This window comes from Marinomonas sp. NPDC078689 (assembly GCF_044542435.1).
GTDB lineage: Bacteria > Pseudomonadota > Gammaproteobacteria > Pseudomonadales > Marinomonadaceae > Marinomonas > Marinomonas arenicola.
The window spans coordinates 160043-179876 of record NZ_JBITUJ010000007.1 but is presented as its reverse complement, the minus strand read 5'-3'; the positions used below and the strand labels follow the sequence as shown (position 1 = coordinate 179876).

21 protein-coding genes are annotated in these 19834 nt (G+C 47.3%); 14 read left to right on the top strand and 7 right to left on the bottom strand.

The window, feature by feature from the left end:
- The 3 genes from fhuB to ACIGBN_RS12810 are packed head-to-tail and all read right to left on the bottom strand — an operon-like array spanning position 1 to position 3661.
- Positions 1-1971, bottom strand: a complete 1971-nt coding sequence (gene fhuB / locus ACIGBN_RS12820) for a Fe(3+)-hydroxamate ABC transporter permease FhuB (protein WP_396665865.1) — start codon at positions 1969-1971, stop codon at positions 1-3.
- 15 nt (positions 1972-1986) lie between these two features.
- On the bottom strand, positions 1987-2883 hold the full coding sequence (locus ACIGBN_RS12815) for an ABC transporter substrate-binding protein (RefSeq protein ID WP_133002445.1): 897 nt from the start codon (positions 2881-2883) through the stop codon (positions 1987-1989).
- A gap of 10 nt (positions 2884-2893) precedes the next feature.
- Positions 2894-3661, bottom strand: a complete 768-nt coding sequence (locus ACIGBN_RS12810) for an ABC transporter ATP-binding protein (protein WP_133002446.1) — start codon at positions 3659-3661, stop codon at positions 2894-2896.
- A gap of 142 nt (positions 3662-3803) precedes the next feature.
- Here ACIGBN_RS12810 and ACIGBN_RS12805 point away from each other — a divergent pair, with 142 nt between their 5' ends.
- Positions 3804-4373 carry an MSMEG_1061 family FMN-dependent PPOX-type flavoprotein gene (locus ACIGBN_RS12805; protein WP_133002447.1) on the top strand — a complete coding sequence of 190 codons (570 nt, stop codon included), beginning with the start codon at positions 3804-3806 and terminating at the stop codon, positions 4371-4373.
- 49 nt (positions 4374-4422) lie between these two features.
- Here ACIGBN_RS12805 and ACIGBN_RS12800 read toward each other — a convergent pair whose 3' ends face one another.
- Both ACIGBN_RS12800 and ACIGBN_RS12795 read right to left on the bottom strand, forming a co-directional pair.
- The gene (locus tag ACIGBN_RS12800) at positions 4423-5085 is read right to left on the bottom strand and encodes a DsbA family oxidoreductase (protein WP_396665862.1); all 663 of its coding nucleotides are present in this window, start codon (positions 5083-5085) and stop codon (positions 4423-4425) included.
- Positions 5086-5247: 162 nt separating this feature from the next.
- Positions 5248-5868, bottom strand: a complete 621-nt coding sequence (locus ACIGBN_RS12795) for a TetR/AcrR family transcriptional regulator (protein ID WP_207923341.1) — start codon at positions 5866-5868, stop codon at positions 5248-5250.
- Positions 5869-6081: 213 nt separating this feature from the next.
- Here ACIGBN_RS12795 and ACIGBN_RS12790 point away from each other — a divergent pair, with 213 nt between their 5' ends.
- The 4 genes from ACIGBN_RS12790 to ACIGBN_RS12775 all read left to right on the top strand — a co-directional run bounded on the left by ACIGBN_RS12790 (position 6082) and on the right by ACIGBN_RS12775 (position 10581).
- A complete protein-coding gene (locus ACIGBN_RS12790) occupies positions 6082-7557 on the top strand; it encodes an efflux transporter outer membrane subunit (RefSeq protein ID WP_396665860.1) in 1476 nt (491 codons plus the stop codon).
- Positions 7554-9116 (top strand): MFS transporter, encoded by a 1563-nt coding sequence (locus ACIGBN_RS12785; RefSeq protein WP_396665858.1) that lies wholly within the window; start codon positions 7554-7556, stop codon positions 9114-9116. Before ACIGBN_RS12790 ends, ACIGBN_RS12785 begins: the two co-directional genes overlap by 4 nt.
- 67 nt (positions 9117-9183) lie before the next feature.
- Entirely contained in the window at positions 9184-10215 is a 1032-nt protein-coding gene (locus ACIGBN_RS12780; protein WP_337164105.1) for an HlyD family secretion protein, read from the top strand.
- A 48-nt stretch (positions 10216-10263) separates the two neighbouring features.
- Positions 10264-10581 (top strand): DUF190 domain-containing protein, encoded by a 318-nt coding sequence (locus ACIGBN_RS12775; RefSeq protein ID WP_133002452.1) that lies wholly within the window; start codon positions 10264-10266, stop codon positions 10579-10581.
- A 107-nt stretch (positions 10582-10688) separates the two neighbouring features.
- Here ACIGBN_RS12775 and ACIGBN_RS12770 read toward each other — a convergent pair whose 3' ends face one another.
- Positions 10689-11528 (bottom strand): isopenicillin N synthase family oxygenase, encoded by an 840-nt coding sequence (locus ACIGBN_RS12770; protein WP_133002453.1) that lies wholly within the window; start codon positions 11526-11528, stop codon positions 10689-10691.
- A 129-nt stretch (positions 11529-11657) separates the two neighbouring features.
- On the bottom strand, positions 11658-11807 hold the full coding sequence (locus tag ACIGBN_RS12765; RefSeq protein WP_165942960.1) for a hypothetical protein: 150 nt from the start codon (positions 11805-11807) through the stop codon (positions 11658-11660).
- A 270-nt stretch (positions 11808-12077) separates the two neighbouring features.
- On the opposite strand from ACIGBN_RS12765, the gene ACIGBN_RS12760 reads away from it, so the two are divergent.
- From ACIGBN_RS12760 to ACIGBN_RS12720, 9 genes are all read left to right on the top strand, one after another.
- Entirely contained in the window at positions 12078-12644 is a 567-nt protein-coding gene (locus ACIGBN_RS12760; RefSeq protein ID WP_133002454.1) for a YqgE/AlgH family protein, read from the top strand.
- Complete coding sequence (gene ruvX, locus ACIGBN_RS12755) at positions 12644-13105, top strand: Holliday junction resolvase RuvX (protein ID WP_133002455.1); 462 nt, start codon at positions 12644-12646, stop codon at positions 13103-13105. Before ACIGBN_RS12760 ends, ruvX begins: the two co-directional genes overlap by 1 nt.
- 74 nt (positions 13106-13179) lie before the next feature.
- Positions 13180-13677, top strand: a complete 498-nt coding sequence (gene pyrR / locus ACIGBN_RS12750; RefSeq protein WP_133002456.1) for a bifunctional pyr operon transcriptional regulator/uracil phosphoribosyltransferase PyrR — start codon at positions 13180-13182, stop codon at positions 13675-13677.
- A 223-nt stretch (positions 13678-13900) separates the two neighbouring features.
- Positions 13901-14902 carry an aspartate carbamoyltransferase catalytic subunit gene (locus tag ACIGBN_RS12745; protein ID WP_133002457.1) on the top strand — a complete coding sequence of 334 codons (1002 nt, stop codon included), beginning with the start codon at positions 13901-13903 and terminating at the stop codon, positions 14900-14902.
- A gap of 4 nt (positions 14903-14906) precedes the next feature.
- Entirely contained in the window at positions 14907-16184 is a 1278-nt protein-coding gene (locus ACIGBN_RS12740) for a dihydroorotase (RefSeq protein ID WP_396665853.1), read from the top strand.
- A 136-nt stretch (positions 16185-16320) separates the two neighbouring features.
- Positions 16321-17415, top strand: coding sequence for a GGDEF domain-containing protein (locus ACIGBN_RS12735; RefSeq protein ID WP_396665851.1), 1095 nt, complete (start codon positions 16321-16323; stop codon positions 17413-17415).
- A gap of 120 nt (positions 17416-17535) precedes the next feature.
- Positions 17536-18231, top strand: a complete 696-nt coding sequence (locus ACIGBN_RS12730; protein ID WP_396665849.1) for a YggS family pyridoxal phosphate-dependent enzyme — start codon at positions 17536-17538, stop codon at positions 18229-18231.
- Positions 18232-18333: 102 nt separating this feature from the next.
- Positions 18334-19161, top strand: a complete 828-nt coding sequence (proC, locus tag ACIGBN_RS12725) for a pyrroline-5-carboxylate reductase (protein WP_396665847.1) — start codon at positions 18334-18336, stop codon at positions 19159-19161.
- 14 nt (positions 19162-19175) lie between these two features.
- On the top strand, positions 19176-19718 hold the full coding sequence (locus ACIGBN_RS12720) for a YggT family protein (RefSeq protein WP_133002462.1): 543 nt from the start codon (positions 19176-19178) through the stop codon (positions 19716-19718).
- The last annotated feature ends 116 nt before the right edge of the window (positions 19719-19834 follow it).

Genomic DNA, 19834 nt, shown 5'->3' with positions numbered 1-19834 from the left:
TTACTTTCTCATAAGATAAAGGAAATACGCGCCGCCAAGAAGTGACGATAATAAACCTGCCGGAAACTGCCACGGAAACCAAAGTACACGGCCGACCCAATCGGCAATGACCATGACTAAAGCGCCTAATAAACAGGCGGTGACCAGTTGTTTTTTTGCCGTATTTTGACTGAGCGAACGAGCCATGTGAGGGGCGAGTAGACCGATAAAGGTCAGCGGCCCAATGATGGCTGTGCATAATGTGGTGAGGGCCGCGATCAGTAAAATCAATACCCGCCGGACCATAAGGCTGTTGAGGCCGACACTGTTGGCAGAGACCTCGCCAAGAGCAATCAAATCTAACCAACGATGCAAGAGAATGGCCATTGTGCCGAAAATCATCACGCCCACGCCTAATATCGCCGCGTCTTGATAGCTTACTAAGTAGGTAGAGCCAGAGAGCCAAGTCAATAAACTGCTGACATCTTCTTGCCCTGAAGACATGACGATGCGCATGATGGCGTCCAATCCTGCACTTAACGCAATGCCCGTTAATAAAAGTTGCGCAGGGGCAAAGCGATGTTTTTTGCCGAGCCACCAAATAATCCCAGTGACCGCTAATGCGCCTAAGGTGCCCAGCATGATTTGCTCGTAACGGTTGATGCTGAGCCCCAGTAAGGCACAAATCACCAAGGTCAACGCAGCGCCAGAGCTGATGCCTAACACTTCAGGGCTTGCCATAGGGTTATTGGTCAAACGCTGTACCAAGGTGCCAGCAATCGCTAAGCCCACCCCAGCAAACAGCGCGCCTAAAATACGCGGTAAGCGCAAATTTACGATGTTTTCATTGATGAGTAGATTCCAGCCTTGGGGGTCTTTGCCTACCCATAAGGCCGCCAGGCTAGTTAATATCAATACGATGAGCAAAGTAATGAGCAGCGGTATAAAGCGTCGATGGCGCCAATCGGGCACAGTGTCTTCTGTCGCGCGAAGTTGTGACGGCCACGTTTGTCGGTTTAATAACCACAGCAGAAATGGTGCACCGAGTAGCGCTGTCATGGCGCCAGTTGGCAATAAATCCCCAGTGGCTGCTGAAATTGGCTGAGTAAGTTGGTCTGCCAGTAAGAGCATCAAAGCGCCAATCATACCGCTGATGAGGATCTGCGCATTAAGATGGCGAACCCCCAAGAGTCGAGTAATACCGGGGGCGACTATGCCAATAAAACCAATAATACCGACCTCGCTGACCACCACCGCGGTGACAAAGATAACCAAGGTCAGCGCAATCAGTTTAATACGCTTTACATTGACGCCAATGGTGTTGGACACGCTGTCGCCTAGAATAAGCGCTGACAAGGGGCGCTGCATCAAAAAGAGTCCGGCCAGTGGCACACACAAAAGAGGGAGTAAGCGGTGAACCGACTCCCAGCTGTTTTGGTTGAGCGCCCCTGCTCCCCAGATAAAGACACTGCTCAAATAGCGTTCATACACCAGCATTAGCATGGTATTAATTGCCCCAATGAACAAACTGATGACCATGCCTGAGAGCACTAAATGAATAGGAGCAAAGCCTTTTTTAGCGGCAATCCAAAAAACCAACAAGCTGGAAAAAGTCGCGCCTAAAAAGGCCGGAATAAAGCTGGGTAATGCTAGGCCTGCGGGTAAAAACAATACCCCAGCCACCATCCCCAGCTGTGCGCCTGACGCCACACCAAGCGTCGTAGGTGCAGCAATAGGGTTACGCAGCACAAACTGCATGACACAGCCTGCAATGGCGAGTGAAAAGCCACAAATCAAAGCAATAGTAAGCCTAGGAAGGTAGGTCATATGGACAATCAACTCTTGGTAATTGCTTGTGTCGTAAGCAAAAAGAGTACGCTGTATCAGCGTCCAGCCGCCGGAGTAAGGCACCGTCAGGTGGATCAATACCGAGATAAGTAAGGCGCTGGCCACTAGACCAAACGTCAGGCTAAGGCGGAAGGTGTTGTTCATAAAATACAAAGACCGTTATGGCTGTTCGGTGAGTAGATTAACCAGTTGATTACTGAATCTTTGTGCCGCCAGCAGCCCGCCATAACTCCAGATAGGAGGTAACTCATAGACTTTATGTTGCTGGCTGAAGGCCATGGCTTTCCATAAAGGCGAATTGAGAAATTTTTTCTTTTCGGCCTTTTTTACCGATTGCAAAAGAAACACATTGGCTTGTTGATGCTCGGCAATTTTTGCAATCTCGACGGTAGAAAATCCCCAGAAATTGGTTTTTCCGTGCCATTCATTTTTCAGTCCCATGGCGTGAATCGTGTCATTGATCAAGGAGCCTTTGCCTTGAAAATGCAGAGTGCTGTTGTCCACGATACGGACAAATAGCAAGGGATCTAGGTTAGGGTGAGCGGCGCGTATGGTCTCGCCATTTTTTCTTAACAGTGTTTGAGTGTGCGCAATAAGTTTTGCCGCGGCTTGGCGTTTGCCTAAAATATTACCCAGTTTGAGGGTTAAGGCCTGTACGTTTTTGAGCGGCGTCTTTTCTTCGTTGTACACATTGTACATTATGGTTGGCGCGATCTTGCTTAGCTTGTCGTAGGCTGGCGATAAGCTGCTACTGATCAAAATGAGATCGGGCTTTAGGCTAGAAATGAGCTCCAAATTGGGTTCGTTTCGTGCGCCGACATCCAAGATTCCTTTGGGCAAAGTAGGGCGAATTACCCATTGTTGGTAGCCTTTTATGTCTGCGATACCTAAAGGCGTGACGCCCAAACTGATCAGGGTTTCTGTGGTCGCCCAGTCGATGGATATGATGCGTTTTGGTGGCGTTGCGAAATCACTAGCCGTCAGCTCATGTGTGATTGGATTCGCGGCGGCTAGGCCTGAAAAAAGCATAGATAAACCAATGAGTAAGTACTTCAAAATAGCCTCTTTAAGGGATGTAGCTGATGGGGTGGCCGGACGTGGGGTGGGCAAAAAGTGCCAGATCCATGCCGTAAATCTGTTTTAGAACATCGACTTTCATTATGTCCTTGGGCTTGCCTTGAGCGATGACTTTGCCACTATGCAACGCGATTAAATGGTCACTGAATTTGGCGGCCATATTGATATCGTGAAGCACCATAATGACGGTGAGTCCTAGGCTCTGGTTTAATTCTCGAATCAGGGCAAGAAGCTCGTGCTGGTGAGAAATATCCAGTGCAGACGTTGGTTCATCGAGCAGAATGCATTCGCTTTGTTGGGCCAGTAACATAGCCACCCAAGCGCGTTGACGTTCTCCACCAGACAAGGTGGCGACAAATCGATCTTGGTAGTTTTCCAAGCCCACCTTCTCAATGGCTTGCGTTACCAAATTGTTGTCTTGATCTGTGTAGCGGCCGAACGCCCCCTTCCACGGATAGCGCCCAAAACGAACCAGCTCTTTGACTGTGATGCCGTCTGTGATCGGCGGGTGCTGTGGCAAGTACGCCACCTTCAAGGCAAAGTCTTTTTGTTTAAGCTGACTAACTGCCTGATTCTCAAGTAATACTTGTCCATGAGACGCTTGATTCTGGCGGCTTAATAATTTCATTAACGTGGATTTGCCACAGCCATTGTGACCCAGCAAGGTGGTGACAACACCCTTTTCAAATGTGATGTTCGTGGGGTGCAGTATGGTATGGCTCGACACGGTGAAGGCCGCATTATTCAGTTGAAACATAGAGTGTGTTGTACTGGGTGAATTTGCACCATACAATAACATATAAAATTAATATTAATAATGCTTCTCATTTGATGTTTTGGTGTTTTTATCAATGATCTCGATGAGGTACGTCAGCTGAGACCCAAAAAGAGCGAATTTTATGGCGCAAATCACAAGTGTAGAGCAACTCAATAGGCTTTACTCTGCTCCTCATCCGATCGTGGAAAACAAAGCGGTATACGCGTTGGATTCTCACATCAAGACCTTTATTGAACACAGTCCTTTTGTGGTGTTATCCAGTCGAACTTCTGAGAACTTGTTGGATGTCTCGCCTCGCGGTGGAGAGCCAGGTTTTATCAAGATTTTAGACGACACTCATTTGCTGATACCCGACAGCCCAGGCAATAATCGTCTTGATACCATTAAAAACTTATTGGTGAATCCAGCAATTGGCGTCTTGTTTACTATTCCAGGCATCAATGAAGTGGTGCGACTTAAGGGAACCGCTTCTATCCATGATGATCCGGAGTTACTGGCGGGCTGCCCAGATGGCGCGAAAGTCCCTAAATTGGTCATCAAAATAGCGATTCAGGAGATGTATTTCCATTGCCCAAAAGCCATGATTAAAGGCAAAATTTGGTCGAATGACGCTCAGACATCGCGTTCTATCTTGCCAAGCCTTGGGCAGATCGTAAAAGAACAACAAGGTTTAGTGGATATTGGTGAGTAGAGAAAAGGCGTTACGCTCCGCCGAGGATAGGATCAGCGGAGCGAAAGGATTAAGCTGAGCCCGCTTTTTCCTTGCTGATAATTTCTTCAAGCGCTTCTTTAAATACGTCAGCAGGTTGGCCGCCCGAAATGGCGTATTTGTTGTTGATGATCACAGTCGGTACAGATGTGATGTTGTTTTGCTGCCAAAAGGCTTCTTTTTGGCGAACTTCATCGGCAAACTGACCGCTCTCCAAAATGCCTTTTGCTGCTTTTGGGTCTAGACCTACGGCTGCGGCAAGGCTGGCTAACACATCATGGTCGCTCACATTTTGAGCATGAGTGAAATGCGCTTTGAACAAGGCGTTTTTTAATTCAGCTTGTTTCTCTTCATGTTCTGCCCAATGCAACAGTCGATGGGCGTCAAAAGAATTCCACATGCGACTTTCTGGTTTGAAGCTAAAGTCGAAACCCACTTCTTGTCCACGCTCTTTGATGGCCTGACGGTTCTGGTCTGATTGTTCTTTTGAAATGCCATATTTCTGCTGGATGTGCTCATCAAAATCTTGCCCTTCTTGAGGCATGTCAGGATTAAGCTCAAACGGCTGAAACGTCATGTTGGCGGAGACTTTGTCGTCTAATTGCGCCAAGGCTTGATTAAGATTTCCCAATCCGACAACACACCATGGGCACATAACATCGGAGACAAACTGAATATCGATTTGATCTTTCATTGTGTAATTCCATATATATTTAAATTAGTCACTATTTAAAATGGTTGGGGGCAATGATAAGAAATTAAAACGTTTTCCTGCTAATTGCTGGTAATTTACACAATAGACAAGCGCTAAGTTCGATATTCGCTCGACGTTTTTGTCTGAGATCCGCCAAAATCGTTAAGGTGCAAACGCCTTCATAAAGGTATCTACAGCATTTTTTGTCCACTTTTCAATCTGTATTTGTGACGGTACAGAGTCCGCATACATCACGCCAATCATGTGACCTTCTCCTCTGAGCATACTAATAAACAAAGAAGCGGCTTGCTCTACACCAATGGATTGCACCTTGATTTCATTTCTATCGGCGGCGCGAGCAATGTGTTCAGAGATAATTTCTAGGGTCATTTTTGGCCCAGCCGTATAGAAAGCATCTGCGATATTTGGAAAGCGAATCGCTTCGGCAGCCACTGTGCGAAAAAGAGCTAAACCCTCGCGAGATAAGGTAAATTTTAGATAGGTATAGCCAATTTCAGCGAGTACTTTATCAATACTATCCGCCGATGCTTGGATCGCTTTGACTTGCGAAATGGTATTTGAACAGCCCTTTTCAATGACCGCAAAAAACAAGGCTTCTTTGTTTGGATAGCGGTTATATACCGTTGCTTTTGATACCCCAGCTTCTTTTTGAATCATGTCTGTGGTGGCGGCTGAAAAGCCACGTTGTAGGAATATTTTCGTCGCAGCTTCCAGCACAAGTTGTGCTTTTGGGTCCTGCGGTGCCGGTTGTTCTGAGGTCACAATTCTTCACCATTTTTCATTTTTTAGGAAATAGATTCTATTCTCATTTTTATCTTGACACAAGGTGTACCGATCGGTTTAAAATAAACGAAATTCAACTGTACTGATCGGTTCAATTTTTACTTTAAATTCCAATTAATAAAGGTTTTTATGGTATTTGTTGGTTCTTTCAAAGCTAAACTAACCAGTTTATTTCTAGAGATATTATACGATATGACGAAGGGTTTAAAATATTCCCGTTGGTTTCAAGGCGGCTTGGTTATCACGGCCTTAGGGCTGATGACAGGTTGTGCTCTGATACCGAAAAGTACCTTGTCCGCAGAGGACAGCAAACCAGAGGTGAGTGTTAATTGGGAAGCACTTAAAACAACGAGCTCGGTGGCGACGCCTGTTCGTTGGTGGACGCTGTTTCACGATGATGTTTTGTCCTCGCTGGAAAGTAGAGCAGAGAAAAATAACTTAGATTTGCAGTTGGCGGCGATTCGCTGGAAAGAAAGCCGCGCGCAATTGGGCTTGGTGTCTTCTCAGAAGAATGTTCAGCTGTCTGTCGATGGTGGCTTTAGTAGCATAGGGTTGAGTGAAGACGCTCCGCTTGCTGCTGTTGGCGCTCCGACTTCCCGTATTGATACTTGGAGCTTGAGTACTGGCGCAAGCTGGGAAATGGATTTCTGGGGATATTTAAGCGACAAAGAAAAAGCCGCGAAAGAACAGTTGCAAGCCACCGCCTTTGAAAACGACATGGTGCAAGTCTCGTTAAGTGCAGACATTGCGCGTAACTATTGGCGTTTACGCGGCGTTCAGGCACAGCAGCAGTACCTTCAAGAGCAAATCAAAATCGCGAAAAGCCGCTATGGTTTAGCGCAAAACCGCGAGCGAAATGGCGTAGGCACCAATTATCAAACGCAAACAATGAAAGCTGAGTTGTCTGATGTGACGGCGAAATTGCCTTCTTTACAGCATCAAGAAGCGGTGTTGAAAAATGCACTGGCGTTGTTGTTGGGCTTGTCGCCACACGCTTTAGATCTTGAATTAAGCGGTCAGCCAAAAGCGCCTTCTTTACCGACTGTATTAGCGGTTGGTGTGCCGTCTGATTTAGCGCGTAATCGTCCTGATATCTTGATGGCGGGCGCCAAATTGAGAGCAAGCATCGCCCAAGTAAGCGCGGCGAATGCTGATTTTTACCCACGCATTCGTTTAACCGCCTCAATCGGCGCCTTGTCGAACGATTTGTCTGATTTGGGCAGCTGGGACTCTCGTCAATACTCTGTCGGGCCTTCTTTCCACTTGCCAATCTTTGAAGGCGGAAAATTACGCCAGACCTTGGCATTAACAGAAGCGAAACAAAAAGCGGCGGCGGTTACTTATCGCAAAACCGTACTGTCAGCTTGGCATGAAGTCGAGAACTCATTGGGTGCTTGGACCTCAGAAAGTGAAAGTGTGCGTCGCTTAAATGCCGCACAAAAGCAGCGTGAAGTAGCATTGCACGCGGCGCTTAGATCCTTTCAAGAAGGGGCAGCAGACCGTGGCGATGTATTGAATGCGCAACAGTCTTTGGTTGCCGCGAAGCGTTCTTTGATGGATGGACAAGTGAGTCAAGCATTGGCCATGGTCGCTCTTTATCGTTCATTGGGCGGTGATTGGAGTGGCGATGTTAAGCAACCTTTTTCAGGTGAGAAGGTGTCGAAATGACCGCAGTTGTGCAAAGTCCAGTAGTGGACAGCGCGCCTCAGGCCAGTAAACCCACTCCGCCGCCAGGCCCTGCTTTTGGCGTTCGCTTAGCCATTGGTTTATTGGGCGTGTTGTTGGCGGCCATGATGTCTGGTTTGAACAGCCGCTTGCCTTCTTTGGGAGAAGCCGATTTTTTAGGCGCCATGGGCTTTAGTAGTGATCAAGGCTCTTGGATTACCACTTGGTACGAGGCGGGTGAGTTAATGGCAATGCCATTTGCTTGTTGGTTGGCGATTACTTTTTCGTTGCGTCGCTTCCAGATCATCGCTCAAATCGGTGTGATTACCATTGCGGTGTTTCTGCCTCTTATACAAAACGCTGAACTGTTTATGGGGCTGCGTTTTGTGCAAGGTTACTTTGCGGGTTCCTTGGTGCCTCTTTTGATGATGTCGGCGTTGCGCTTTTTGCCACTGTCGATTCGTCTGCATGGTTTGGCTTTGTATGCAATGACAGCAACACTGGCACCGAATGTGGCTGTTTGGTTGGCGGCTTTATTCTTGGACAAAATACATGACTGGCGTTGGTTGTACTGGCATGTCATTCCCTTAGGCCTGTTATCGATCAGCTTTGTATATTACGGCATTCCTAAGCTGCCACAAATGAGATCGCGCATAAAAGAGGCGAATTACCTCGGTGCCTTTTGTGCGGTCTTCGGCATCATTGCGTTGACGATTACGTTAACTCAAGGCATTCGCATGGACTGGCTGGATTCTAGCTTTATTCGCGGCACCGCGATGATAGCAACGGGTTTATTGGTGTTGTTTCTGTGGTCAGAATTTCATCATCCGGCCCCCTTTATGCGCTTGCAGTTATTGTCAAAGCGTAATTTAGGTTTGGGATTCACCTTGTTCTTCGCATTATTGATTGTATTGGCGAGTGGTGTATCTATGCCATTGCAATTACTAGCACAAACTCAGGGTTTCCGAATGGAGCAACTCGCGTCCATTGGTTTGTGGATAGGTTTGCCGCAGATCTTCTTAGGTTCTGTTGTTGCCTTCTTGTTGTACCAATCATGGGTGGATGCTCGAGTTCTGTTTTCTATTGGTTTGGCGTGCATTGGTAGTGCTTGTTTATTGGCCTCTAATGTGACCAGTGAATGGATGACGGCGCAATTCGTTACCGCTCAAGTATTGCAAGCAATCGGCCAGCCAATGGCGGTAGTGTGCTTGTTGTTTTTGGCAACCAGCGTGGTGCAACCAATGGAAGGGCCATTTGTATCCGGCATCATTAACACCTTGAGAGCCTTGGGCACCATGGTCGGTGGTGTCTTGATTGGTCAAATTATGGTGGTTCGCAATCAGTTTCATTTTGAAGATTTGTTGGCTCATTGGAACACAGCATCTATCTACGAAACGCAAGTACACACCAACGCTTATTGGGCTGGAGAGTTAGCCAAGCAGGCAGGGGTGCTGAGTGGAGAGGATATTTTCATTGGGCTTGGCATCGCTGCTTTTGTGATGATCCCATTGGTAATGTGTTTGATGTATATCCCTGCGCCAAAAGTGGTGAAGCCTGCTTAATAGGCTGCAAAACGTGAAAAATTCGGCCTCTGTGCCTTTACTAATAAGTTATTTAAATAGGTTAGACATGATTAAGAATATTCGTTACTCCGCTGTCGTTGCATTGGTTGCTGTTGTCGTGGGCGGCGGTGTTTGGCAATTAAACAAGCATGCATCAAATAACGTAGATCAAGCGACCGAAGACGCATACATTGATGCAGATTTGACCGTTATTTCGCCGCGCATTAGTGGCGTTGTCGATCAGGTTTTTGTGTCGGACTACATCTCTGTCAAAGCGGGCGATCCTTTGGTGAGCATTGATGAGCGTGATTTGGCGATTGCTCATAAAGAAGCGCAGGCCGATGTGATGACGGCGCAATCTTCGTTGGCTATTTTAAACGCACAGATTGCCCGCCAAGGGTCTTTGATTAAGCAAGCGGAAGCAAACTTGTCGCTCGATAAAGCGAAGCTAAGTTTGGCGCAAGCGAATCAGAAACGCTTTAAAAACCTAGCCCGTGATGGGGCTGGAACCGTATTGGCGAAGCAACAAGCCGATGCAGACTTGCAAACCCAGCAAGCCATTCAGCAGCGCGATGAAGCGACCTTGGAATCCACCAAGCAAGCGGTGGCGATTTTAATGGCGCAGCTTAAGCAAGCAGAAGCCAAGTTAGAATCCGCTCAAGCGAAATTGAACGGCGCTATTTTGCAGCAGTCATACGCGAAATTAACCGCGCCAGAGTCTGGCATGGTCGCTCAGGTTCAAGCGCGTAAAGGGGGTCACGTTAATGTTGGTCAGCCTCTGCTAACGATTGTGCCTATTGATAAGGTATACATCGAAGCGCAATATCGTGAAACACAACTGGCGCACGTTCGAGAAGGGCAGCCAGTAACCATTAAAGTAGACGCCTTGCCAGATGTGACTCTAAGAGGCACGGTTGAGCATATTGCGCCAGCGAGCTTAGTGAGCTATTCCCCTATTGCTGCTCACAACGCAACGGGCAACTTTACTAAAATTACCCAGCGTATTCCTGTGCGTATTCAGCTAACACCAGGGCAAGCGGCATTGACGCAATTGCGTGTGGGCATGTCGGTTCGCCCAGTGATTCATACGGATCAATAATCGCGCATACTTCACAGACTAGAGTGTTCTATTTTTAAGAGGTGGTTTATGAAAGGATCTCAGATTACGTTTTATACCTATTATGGACGAGCGTACCAAAATCATAATGTGCCTGAATATTTGATGGCATTGGCAGCCGAGCTAGCGTTACCTGGGGCTACGGTATCCAGTGGTTTAATGGGCGTCGGTCAGCACGGTGAAACACACAGCAAAACTTGGTTGGATGATTCCGATGAGCCAGTGCAGATCACCTTTATTGCGTCACCTGAGCAAGAAGCTCAATTACTGGAACGTTTGGAGCAAGCAGACATAAAAATCTTCTATACGCGAACGGCAGTGGAATTTGGCTATAGCGGGAAGCAATAGCCTTATCTCATGATAAGCACAATCGCGTGCTTATCATGACAAAGTAGAATGAAAAAACGCGCTAGCATCACTGTTAGCGCGTTTTTTATGGGCTTGAAAAAGGCCGGTTAAATGACCCCTAGTTCCACCAATCGTTCGTGCAAATAGCTCTTTGCAGTGTGACGCTCAGATAACACGACAGCGGGTTTTGGGTGCAAGAAGAGTGGCAGAGAAATACGAGATTTGGTCTTGTCCGCCCCTTCTGGATTGATCACTCGGTGTGATGTCGATGGAAAGTAGCCGCCAGAGGCTTCTTGCAGCATATCGCCAATGTTGACCACTAGCGTGCCAAAGTCACAAGGAACGTCCACCCAGCTGCCGTCTTTTGCTTTGACTTGCAGGCCAGGCTCATTGGCTGACGGCAATATGGTCAGCAAATTAATGTCTTCATGGGCTCCAGCACGAATAGCGCCCAGCTCTTCGTCACCTTTCAGTGGTGGGTAATGCAACACTCGAAGCAGTGTCTGGTCACTGTTATCCACCATGCTTGAAAGCGATTGAGAGTAGTGTTGAGCAATGTCAGCTGGGGTGTGTTTTTCAACCCAAGCCAATAATTCAGCCGCTAAGCTATTGGCTTCTGAGTAATACTGAGTGAGCAGGGCTTTTTTGTCTTCTGGGCACTGACCCCAAGGGTAGTAGTGAAAGTACTCCTTGATGTCTTTTTTAGTGTGGCCTTTCGCGGTTTCTGACACATCCGGAGGAAAGTAACCATCTTGAGTGCCCTTGTTGTAGCGGTAGTCGTATTTTTCTTCGCTATCAAAAAACGCCTGCCATTCTTGATAAATGGCGCTGACTAAGGATTTTTGGATTGGGTGATTCTTTAATACGCCAAAACCGGTGTCGTGAAGGGACTTAACAAAATCTTCTTGTGCAGTGGCACTGGTGTAATCTACGGCTTCTAATTTCATGATTATTTCCTGTTGGCCAAAGGCCATGTCGTTGTGCTCGCGATAGGGCGAGCAAAGGCAATATGACAGTTGCAAGGACAGAGAGCCTTGCTGCCTGTTGAGAATAAAATAATGCGACGAAGCAGGGCGTTAAGAAGACCAACCACTGTGGAAAAAGAGACGTAAGTCGATAGACTCCGCATGATAATGACGTTGCCAATCAGCCAAATCCATCGCACAGCCAAACGCAGCGACGTATGTCGGTGTGCTTAACAAGGTAGATGAGGATGCAAAGGACATGTTTGTCATTCCTTAATTGGGTGAATGGTTCTGTTATCGAATAGATCGAGAGCGATCTAAAGGCAGTCAGTTTACCGTTTGGGTTGCTTATTTTGAAGCGAAACCGAGATAAATTGTGCGTTCGGGCTAGGCAAATGCAAAGCTTGTCCTATACTGCAAAGGTCGGCGCGTCTTTATTGGTCGAAATTTCCTATGTAAAACAGCCTTATTCTGAGGCATTCCAATGACGTGAGTTCCCTGCGTTTTCATAAAAAAAGAGGGCAAATTAGTATGAATGCATTTTTTGATTCGTTTAAAGATCACTTTCTAATTTCAATGCCACATCTTGATGACCCACATTTTCAGCACACCGTGGTTTATCTTTGCGAACACACTGAAGATGGCGCAATGGGCATCATAATTAATCGCCCATCTAATATCGACTTTACCGAATTAGCGGATCATCTAGGTATGCAGATAGCGTGTCCATGGTTAACATCTGAGCCTATTTATAATGGTGGTCCTGTTGAAGCAGAGCGAGGGTTTATTCTGCATACCGCGGATAAGTCGTGGAGCAATACGTTAAAAATTACCAGTGATGTGTCGTTATCGGCGTCGTTAGAAACGTTAGAGCATATTTCTGAAGGCAATGGCCCTGAAGCGTTTCGTATTACGTTAGGGTGTGCCGGTTGGGACGCTGGAAAACTGGAGTCTGAGATTGCGAATAATGATTGGCTGGTATGTGAGGCTGATTTAGACGTATTATTCCATACTCCAAGTGACATGCAGTTTACCGCCGCCACTAAGGTGTTGGGAATTGACATGGCCAGACTTTCACCGGATATAGGACATGGTTAATGACAGTAACACCGTCACAGAGCGATAACCAAAAGCCCAATACCGTTAATACGGTATTGGGCTTTGATTTTGGTACCACTCGAATGGGGGTTGCCATAGGGCAATCATTCACCGGGAGTGCGACGCCATTAGCGCCACTTAAGGCCAAAGAAGGCATTCCTAATTGGGATGAGATAACTAAGCTGGTTGATGAATGGAAGCCAGATGCCTTTGTTGTGGGATTGCCATTAGACATGGACGGTTCGGAAAATGAGATGTGTCAACGCGCACGTAAATTTGCCAAGCGCCTCCATGGACGCTTTAATCGCCCTTACCATATGATGGACGAGCGTTTGTCGTCCTTTGAGGCGAAAGGCCAAGTGATTGCTCGCGGCGGCAATCGTAATTTTAAAGAAAATTCAGTAGATGGATTGGCTGCTCAGATGATTTTAGAAACCTGGTTTATGGAATCGAAAGAATAGCCGTCACCAATTAGTATGCTGGCAGGCACGAGTGGATAAAGTGTCTGTTGATTTCAATACATAGTGGAGTAGAAATGAAGTTAGATTTAGAGCAATCTCTGGCGTCGATGAAGACACAGCTCACCGCGTATTGTTCGCAAAAAGGCATAACAAATCCGATCGTTGTTGGGATTCACACTGGTGGCGTTTGGGTCGCGGAGCAGTTGATGTCGGTGGTAGACACAGATGAGGCATTGGCCACGCTCGACATTACGTTTTATCGTGATGACTTCACCCGAGCGGGATTAAACCCAAAAGTGAACCAAACACTGTTGCCAGCGATTGAAGATCGTCACGTTATTTTAGTCGACGACGTTTTGATGTCGGGCCGCACCATTCGTGCCGCCATGAACGAGATTTTTGACTTCGGTCGCCCTGCGAGCATCAGCTTGGCCATTCTCTATGATTTGGGACAGCACGAGCTGCCGATTCAAGCGGATGTTATTGGCGAGCGATTGCAACTTAATCCTGACCAAAGAGTTAAGCTATCTGGGCCGTTACCCCTTACGGTTTCTGTGATTGATGGCTATTAAAGTGCTTATCACGCTTTATTTTTTAGTCTACTCGTACGACAATTAGCAGATGGATAAGGTGGTTAGCAAACGCGGTTGAAACGCTTGAGATCACATAGAACTTTCTGGCGAGCTCACCGTTTAGCGTCACACATGCCCAGTAATGGAATACTCCTTGCTGGGCATTTTCCTATCTTACATAGAGAAAGACGATTCTGTCTTTGCAGTTTGAGGAAAGCAAACCATGATGCGATCCGACCCTCGGGCATTACAGTTAAATGAACACGGTCAGCTAAAACATTTTTTAACCTTGGATGGTTTGGACAAAACCATATTGACGGAAATCCTAGATCGAGCAGATTCGTTTCTCTCAATGGGTGAACAGTCAGTTAAAAAAGTCCCCTTGCTTCGCGGTAAAACCGTTGTAAACCTATTTTTTGAAAACTCCACTCGTACCCGCACTACGTTCGAATTGGCCGCTAAGCGCCTGTCTGCCGACGTCATCAATCTTAATATTGAAACTTCCGCCACCTCGAAAGGGGAATCCCTTCTAGACACCCTTAAAAACCTAGAAGCGATGCAGAGTGATATGTTTATTGTGCGTCATTCAGACAGTGGTGCGGCGCATTTTATTGCGGAACATTGCACACCGAATGTAGCGATCATTAATGCCGGCGATGGCCGTCACGCGCACCCAACTCAAGCGATGTTGGACATGCTTACGATTCGTCGCCACAAAGGCACGTTTGACGGGCTAAAAGTAGCCATCGTAGGGGACATTTTACACTCTCGCGTAGCGCGTTCTCAGCTTCATGCTTTGACGACCTTAGGGGTTGAAGAAGTGCGTTTAGTGGGGCCCAAAACCCTAGTGCCTGAGTTCTTTACCGAAATGGGCGCGACCATCTGTCATGACTTAGAAGCCGGTCTGAAAGACGTGGATGTCGTGGTCATGTTACGCCTCCAAAAAGAACGCATGAAAGGCGCTTTATTGCCAAGCGAAGGCGAGTTCTACCGTCTATATGGTTTGACGGAAGAGTCCCTGTCGTGGGCTAAGCCTGATGCCATTGTGATGCACCCAGGGCCGATTAACCGTGGTGTTGAGATTTCCTCAGAAGTCGCAGACGGCGAGCATTCCGTTATCTTAGATCAAGTCACCAATGGCATCGCGGTGCGCATGGCGGTGCTGTCGATGGCGATGAGTGGTCAGTTGCAACGTGATGAACCGCAAACGGCAGGGGATGAATAAGACAATGAAATTACGAATTCAAAATGGTCGTGTAATCGACCCTAGCCAAGAACTAGACCGTGTCACCGATCTGTACGTAGAGAACCAGAAAATTGCGGCAATAGGTGAAGCGCCTGCAGGTTTTGAAAACGCAGAAGTGATTGACGCAAAAGGGCTTTGGGTATTGCCTGGGCTGGTGGATCTGGCCGTGGCGTTGCGTGAGCCTGGATTGACTCAAAAGGGCAGTATTGCCACCGAAGGTCGTGCGGCTGTGTCTGGAGGCGTCACCACCTTGGTGTGCCCGCCTGATACCAACCCTATTGTAGACACGCCTGCGGTCGCGGCCTTGATTCAAGACAAAGCCGATGACGCTGGCATGGCGAATGTTTTTCCACTTGGTGCCTTGACCCAAGGTTTGGACGGCGCGCATTTGAGCAACATGGTGTCGCTAACGGACGCAGGTTGCGTCGCCTTATCGAACCATCGTCGTCCGATGGCAAGCACTAAGGTGCTGTCGCGAGCCTTAGAATACGCAGCCACCCACGATCTATTGGTGGTCTTCCACCCAGACGAAGGCAGTTTGTCGGAAGGCGGTTGTGCCCATGAAGGCTTGATGTCTACCATGCACGGTTTAGCGGGCATCCCTGAGACGGCAGAAACCATCGCCTTGATGCGTGACTTGCTGTTGGTCGAGAAAACCGGCGTACGAGCCCACTTTGCTCGCTTGTCTTGTGCGAAATCGGTTGAAATGGTGGCCGATGCCAGAGCGTCTGGTTTGGATGTGACGGCCGATGTGGCAGTGCACAACTTATTGCTCAGCGATCAGGTGCTTAACCAGTTTAATGGTCACTACCATGTGCTGCCGCCATTGCGCAGTGAAGGCGACCGTTTGACCTTGATTGAAGGCGTCAAAGCCGGTGTGATCAGTGCCATTTGTTCTGATCATCAGCCCCACGAGAAAATGGCAAAAATCGCGCCGTTTGCCGCCACTGAGCCGGGTATGGCGAATGTTGAAATACTGTTGTCGCTTGCTATGCAGTTGATGGATGAAGGGGATCTAGACCTGTCTACAGTGCTGTCTTCTTTAACCTGCGGCCCAGCCTCTTGCTTTGGCTTGGAAGCCGGTACCTTATCGGTGGGCAGTTTTGCAGACTTTGTGTTGTTTGATAGCACGGCCCAATGGCAGTGGACCATGGAAAATCGTAAAACCAAAGGGCAAAATTCTCCCTATTTAGGAGATACTTTCACCGGTCGTATTATGTCGACCTTTATTTCTGGGCAGCGAGTCTACCAGTTGGTGTAATCATCATTGGCTTGATAATCACTAGGGCAAAGCTAGAAATCGTCTAAGGCTTTGCCCTATTTGATTGTTTAGTCTTTACTTTTATAATCGACTCGTTAATCTGATTATTCAGTATCTACTATTTTGGTTCATCTACATGGCGTCTGATGTTTTACCGCTCGATATTCAAGAATTACAAACTCGACTTGCTCAGAGTGAAAAAGAACGTGAGTTATTAATGTGTCGGGATTCTGACACGGCTCGACGTTTACGCTCTATCGCAGAGGGTAAATCTGTCTCGTTTTTTTGGGATGAAGTGCTCAAAGATTGCAAAGCCATCTTGCCGGATGCGTATGTAACCTTGTTGACGAGAGCGGAGGGGCAAGAATGGGCCCTAATGCGTCATGATGACATTAATACTCAGTTATTAACCCCAAACAGCAGTGCTGTTAAGCTGCCCGCTTCTTTAAATACCTTTTCTCAAAGTCCGTCTTGTCCGATCCGACAAGAAAGCAACATACAGCACGCTTCTGACTGGGCGATATGGCACGCCTTTCTAGCCGCCAATAATTTCACTGACGCCGTCATGCTGAACATCAATGAACCGCACAGTGGGGCGTATCTCATGCTGGTGTTACAACATGAGATGCCACCGCTTGATGATGTTAAACACTTGATTTTAAAAGGCAGTGTTGAGCTTATCGAAGCCGCCGCCTTGCGTGAATACACAGATCAGCTGTTGTTAGAGAAAGGGCACTTTGACCCACAAACCCATCTTTTAAGAGCGTTCAGCTTTAAGCAAAGTTTTTCGATGGTATTGAAAGACTCGCGCCGTCATTTTATGCGCGTCGCACTCATCTCTCTTAAGCTGCGCGGCACACTGACCTCCCACGATGACGCACAATTAAAAGACATTGCCGGCAAGATACAAACCGCCGTTCGTGACAACGACCTAGTGGCGTATTACGGTGATGGGGAATTTGTGATGGGGGTCTGTATTCGTAACATGCAAGATGCCGAAGTGGTTGCCAGTAAACTGATTAAGGCTATTTCTGCTCCCGGCAGCGAGTCTAATCGACTGACGAAAGACGGCGTTCGCATTGGCATTGCGTACTACCCTGAGCATTCTTCGCTAGACGATCTACACCGTGCCGCCGAATACGCGGCCAATTCAATGCCAGACGTGTTTGGCTATCGTATCGAATTTCATGGTGCTATTTATACCACCAGTACAGAGTTCTATACCTTTTAGTGTGTTATTGACGATCTGATAAGAATGTTATGATCCCTTGCGGCTTTTTTACTGTCCGGTAAAAAGGCCTTTTGGCTATTCTTTATTTACCTTACCGATAACAAAGGAGCGCAAGCTGCTATGAGTATAGAAGCCAATCTATCTCAAGTTACTCAGCAAATTACGGATTTTACACGCCGTTATCATCGTCAAGATAACAGCGTGCGTTTGCTTGCCGTGAGCAAAACAAAACCTCTGCAAGCGCTAGAAGAAGCTTATCAGGCTGGGCAGCGCTTATTTGGTGAGAATTACGTGCAAGAGGCGGTTGAAAAACGTCAGGCATTGGCGCATTTAAGTGACATTGAATGGCACTTTATTGGGCCAATTCAGTCTAATAAATCGCGCTTGATTGCCCAAAACATGGACTGGGTTCACACCATAGATCGTGAGAAAATAGCCTTGCGCTTGAATGAGCAGCGACCAGAAGGTAGCCCACCGTTAAACGTGTGTATTCAAGTCAATATCAGCGGCGAAGCAAGCAAATCTGGTATTGCACTGAGTGACGTGCCTGCTATGGCATCCTTGATTCACTCGCTGGCGAATCTTCGTTTGCGTGGCCTAATGGCGATCCCTGCGCCACAAGAAGACGAACAAGCACAAAAAGAGGTTTATGCGCCATTGCATCAAATCTTCCTTGAATTAGCCGCGACTGATAGCATGATAGACACATTGTCGATTGGTATGTCTGGTGATTTATCCGCCGCGATTGCGTCGGGCAGTACCCTGGTTCGCGTGGGCACCGCTATCTTTGGCGCACGGGACTATACGACAGCATAATACGAACGATACGACGGCATAATATGAGTGTCCGCGTAGTGATTTTACAAAGAGGGCGGTCGCAATGTTAACCGTCACCTCATACATAGATTAGGATATGAAATGAAACCAAGTATTGCCTTTATTGGCGTTGGTAATATGGCGAGTGCCATTATCGGCGGTATGATTGAAGCGGGTTATCCAGCTGAAAAAATCATGGGAACCTCTCGCACCGCAGAGAAACGAGAAAAATACAGCGCGGCATTCGGCATCGAAATGTTCGCCGACAATAATGACGCCGTGGCAAAAGCAGATTCTGTTGTTTTATGTGTGAAGCCCGCTCAAATTCAAGGTGTCATTGAAGGCTTTGCTGATCAGGTTCGCCCCGATCAGATCTTTCTCTCTGTGGCCGCCGGTGTGGAATTGGCAGCCATTGAAAAATGGCTAAAACAGCCAGTCGCCGTGGTAAGAAGTATGCCCAATACGCCGTCACAAGTCGGTGCTGGTATGTCTGGTTTGATCGCTAATGCACACACCAGTGATGAGCAAAAAGCATGGGTGTCTGATGTATTTGCCAGTATTGGCGACTCAGTATGGGTGGATGATGAGGCGCATATGCATACGGTTACCGCCTTGTCTGGCAGTGCGCCGGCTTACTTTTTCCGCTTTTTAGAAGCCATGATTAAAAGTGGTCAAGCGCAAGGTTTGAGTGAAGAAGCTTGTACTCGTCTGGCGTCATACACCATGTTGGGTGCCGCTAAAATGGTCACAGAGTTGGATGAGCCAATCAGTCAATTGCGTAAAAACATTACCTCACCAAAGGGCACCACAGAACAGGCATTGTTGTCGTTTGAGGCGTCTAATATTGACAAGGTAGTGGACGATGCAATGACGGCTTGTGCCAATCGTTCCAAACAGCTTGCTAGCCAGTTTTCTGGTCAAATTGATTAACTAGGACTTTTTCCATGACGTCAGATCCATTTGTTTTTTTGATCAAAACCATCGCGAACCTGTACTTGTTCGTTGTTTTATTGCGCTTGGTATTGCAGTTTAGCCGTGCGGATTTTTACAACCCTATCAGTCAGGGTATTGTGAAAGCCACAAGCCCATTGCTGTTGCCTTTGCGCAAGGTTATTCCACCTATTGGACGCTTAGACACCTCGTGTCTTGTGCTTGCTCTAGCGGTACAGCTATTAACAACGGTCATTATTTTTATGATGGCCGGTTTTAGCGCAACACCGGCGCATTATGCGATTTTTACCGTGGTTGGGACTCTGTATCACCTATTGGATTTGTACTTCTGGGCATTGCTGATTTCGGTGATTCTAAGCTGGGTTGCACCAGGGGCGAGTCATCCGGGGGCTATGTTGGTTGGGCAGATCACCGCACCCTTGTATAAAGCGTGTCATCGCGTCATTCCGACCTTGGGTGGTTTGGATTTATCGCCTATATTTCTCTTTCTGGCGATCTCCTTGCTGAAGCAGTTTTTAGCGCCATACGCGATATAACAAGTATAGATTAGTGGTATACACATTACTCATGTTAGTAATGGTATCCGTGAATTGAGAAAGGGGGCGTATTCCTATATGATGCGACCCCTCAATGGGAATACAAAGTGGATAGT

Coding starts and splice junctions, on each gene's coding strand:
- fhuB (WP_396665865.1), bottom strand. CDS start 1,971: ATGAACAACACCTTCCGCCTTAGCCTGACGTTTGGTCTAGTGGCCAGC.
- ACIGBN_RS12810 (WP_133002446.1), bottom strand. CDS start 3,661: ATGTTTCAACTGAATAATGCGGCCTTCACCGTGTCGAGCCATACCATA.
- ACIGBN_RS12805 (WP_133002447.1), top strand. CDS start 3,804: ATGGCGCAAATCACAAGTGTAGAGCAACTCAATAGGCTTTACTCTGCT.
- ACIGBN_RS12800 (WP_396665862.1), bottom strand. CDS start 5,085: ATGAAAGATCAAATCGATATTCAGTTTGTCTCCGATGTTATGTGCCCA.
- ACIGBN_RS12790 (WP_396665860.1), top strand. CDS start 6,082: ATGACGAAGGGTTTAAAATATTCCCGTTGGTTTCAAGGCGGCTTGGTT.
- ACIGBN_RS12785 (WP_396665858.1), top strand. CDS start 7,554: ATGACCGCAGTTGTGCAAAGTCCAGTAGTGGACAGCGCGCCTCAGGCC.
- ACIGBN_RS12780 (WP_337164105.1), top strand. CDS start 9,184: ATGATTAAGAATATTCGTTACTCCGCTGTCGTTGCATTGGTTGCTGTT.
- ACIGBN_RS12775 (WP_133002452.1), top strand. CDS start 10,264: ATGAAAGGATCTCAGATTACGTTTTATACCTATTATGGACGAGCGTAC.
- ACIGBN_RS12770 (WP_133002453.1), bottom strand. CDS start 11,528: ATGAAATTAGAAGCCGTAGATTACACCAGTGCCACTGCACAAGAAGAT.
- ACIGBN_RS12765 (WP_165942960.1), bottom strand. CDS start 11,807: ATGTCCTTTGCATCCTCATCTACCTTGTTAAGCACACCGACATACGTC.
- ACIGBN_RS12760 (WP_133002454.1), top strand. CDS start 12,078: ATGAATGCATTTTTTGATTCGTTTAAAGATCACTTTCTAATTTCAATG.
- ruvX (WP_133002455.1), top strand. CDS start 12,644: ATGACAGTAACACCGTCACAGAGCGATAACCAAAAGCCCAATACCGTT.
- pyrR (WP_133002456.1), top strand. CDS start 13,180: ATGAAGTTAGATTTAGAGCAATCTCTGGCGTCGATGAAGACACAGCTC.
- ACIGBN_RS12745 (WP_133002457.1), top strand. CDS start 13,901: ATGATGCGATCCGACCCTCGGGCATTACAGTTAAATGAACACGGTCAG.
- ACIGBN_RS12740 (WP_396665853.1), top strand. CDS start 14,907: ATGAAATTACGAATTCAAAATGGTCGTGTAATCGACCCTAGCCAAGAA.
- ACIGBN_RS12735 (WP_396665851.1), top strand. CDS start 16,321: ATGGCGTCTGATGTTTTACCGCTCGATATTCAAGAATTACAAACTCGA.
- ACIGBN_RS12730 (WP_396665849.1), top strand. CDS start 17,536: ATGAGTATAGAAGCCAATCTATCTCAAGTTACTCAGCAAATTACGGAT.
- proC (WP_396665847.1), top strand. CDS start 18,334: ATGAAACCAAGTATTGCCTTTATTGGCGTTGGTAATATGGCGAGTGCC.
- ACIGBN_RS12720 (WP_133002462.1), top strand. CDS start 19,176: ATGACGTCAGATCCATTTGTTTTTTTGATCAAAACCATCGCGAACCTG.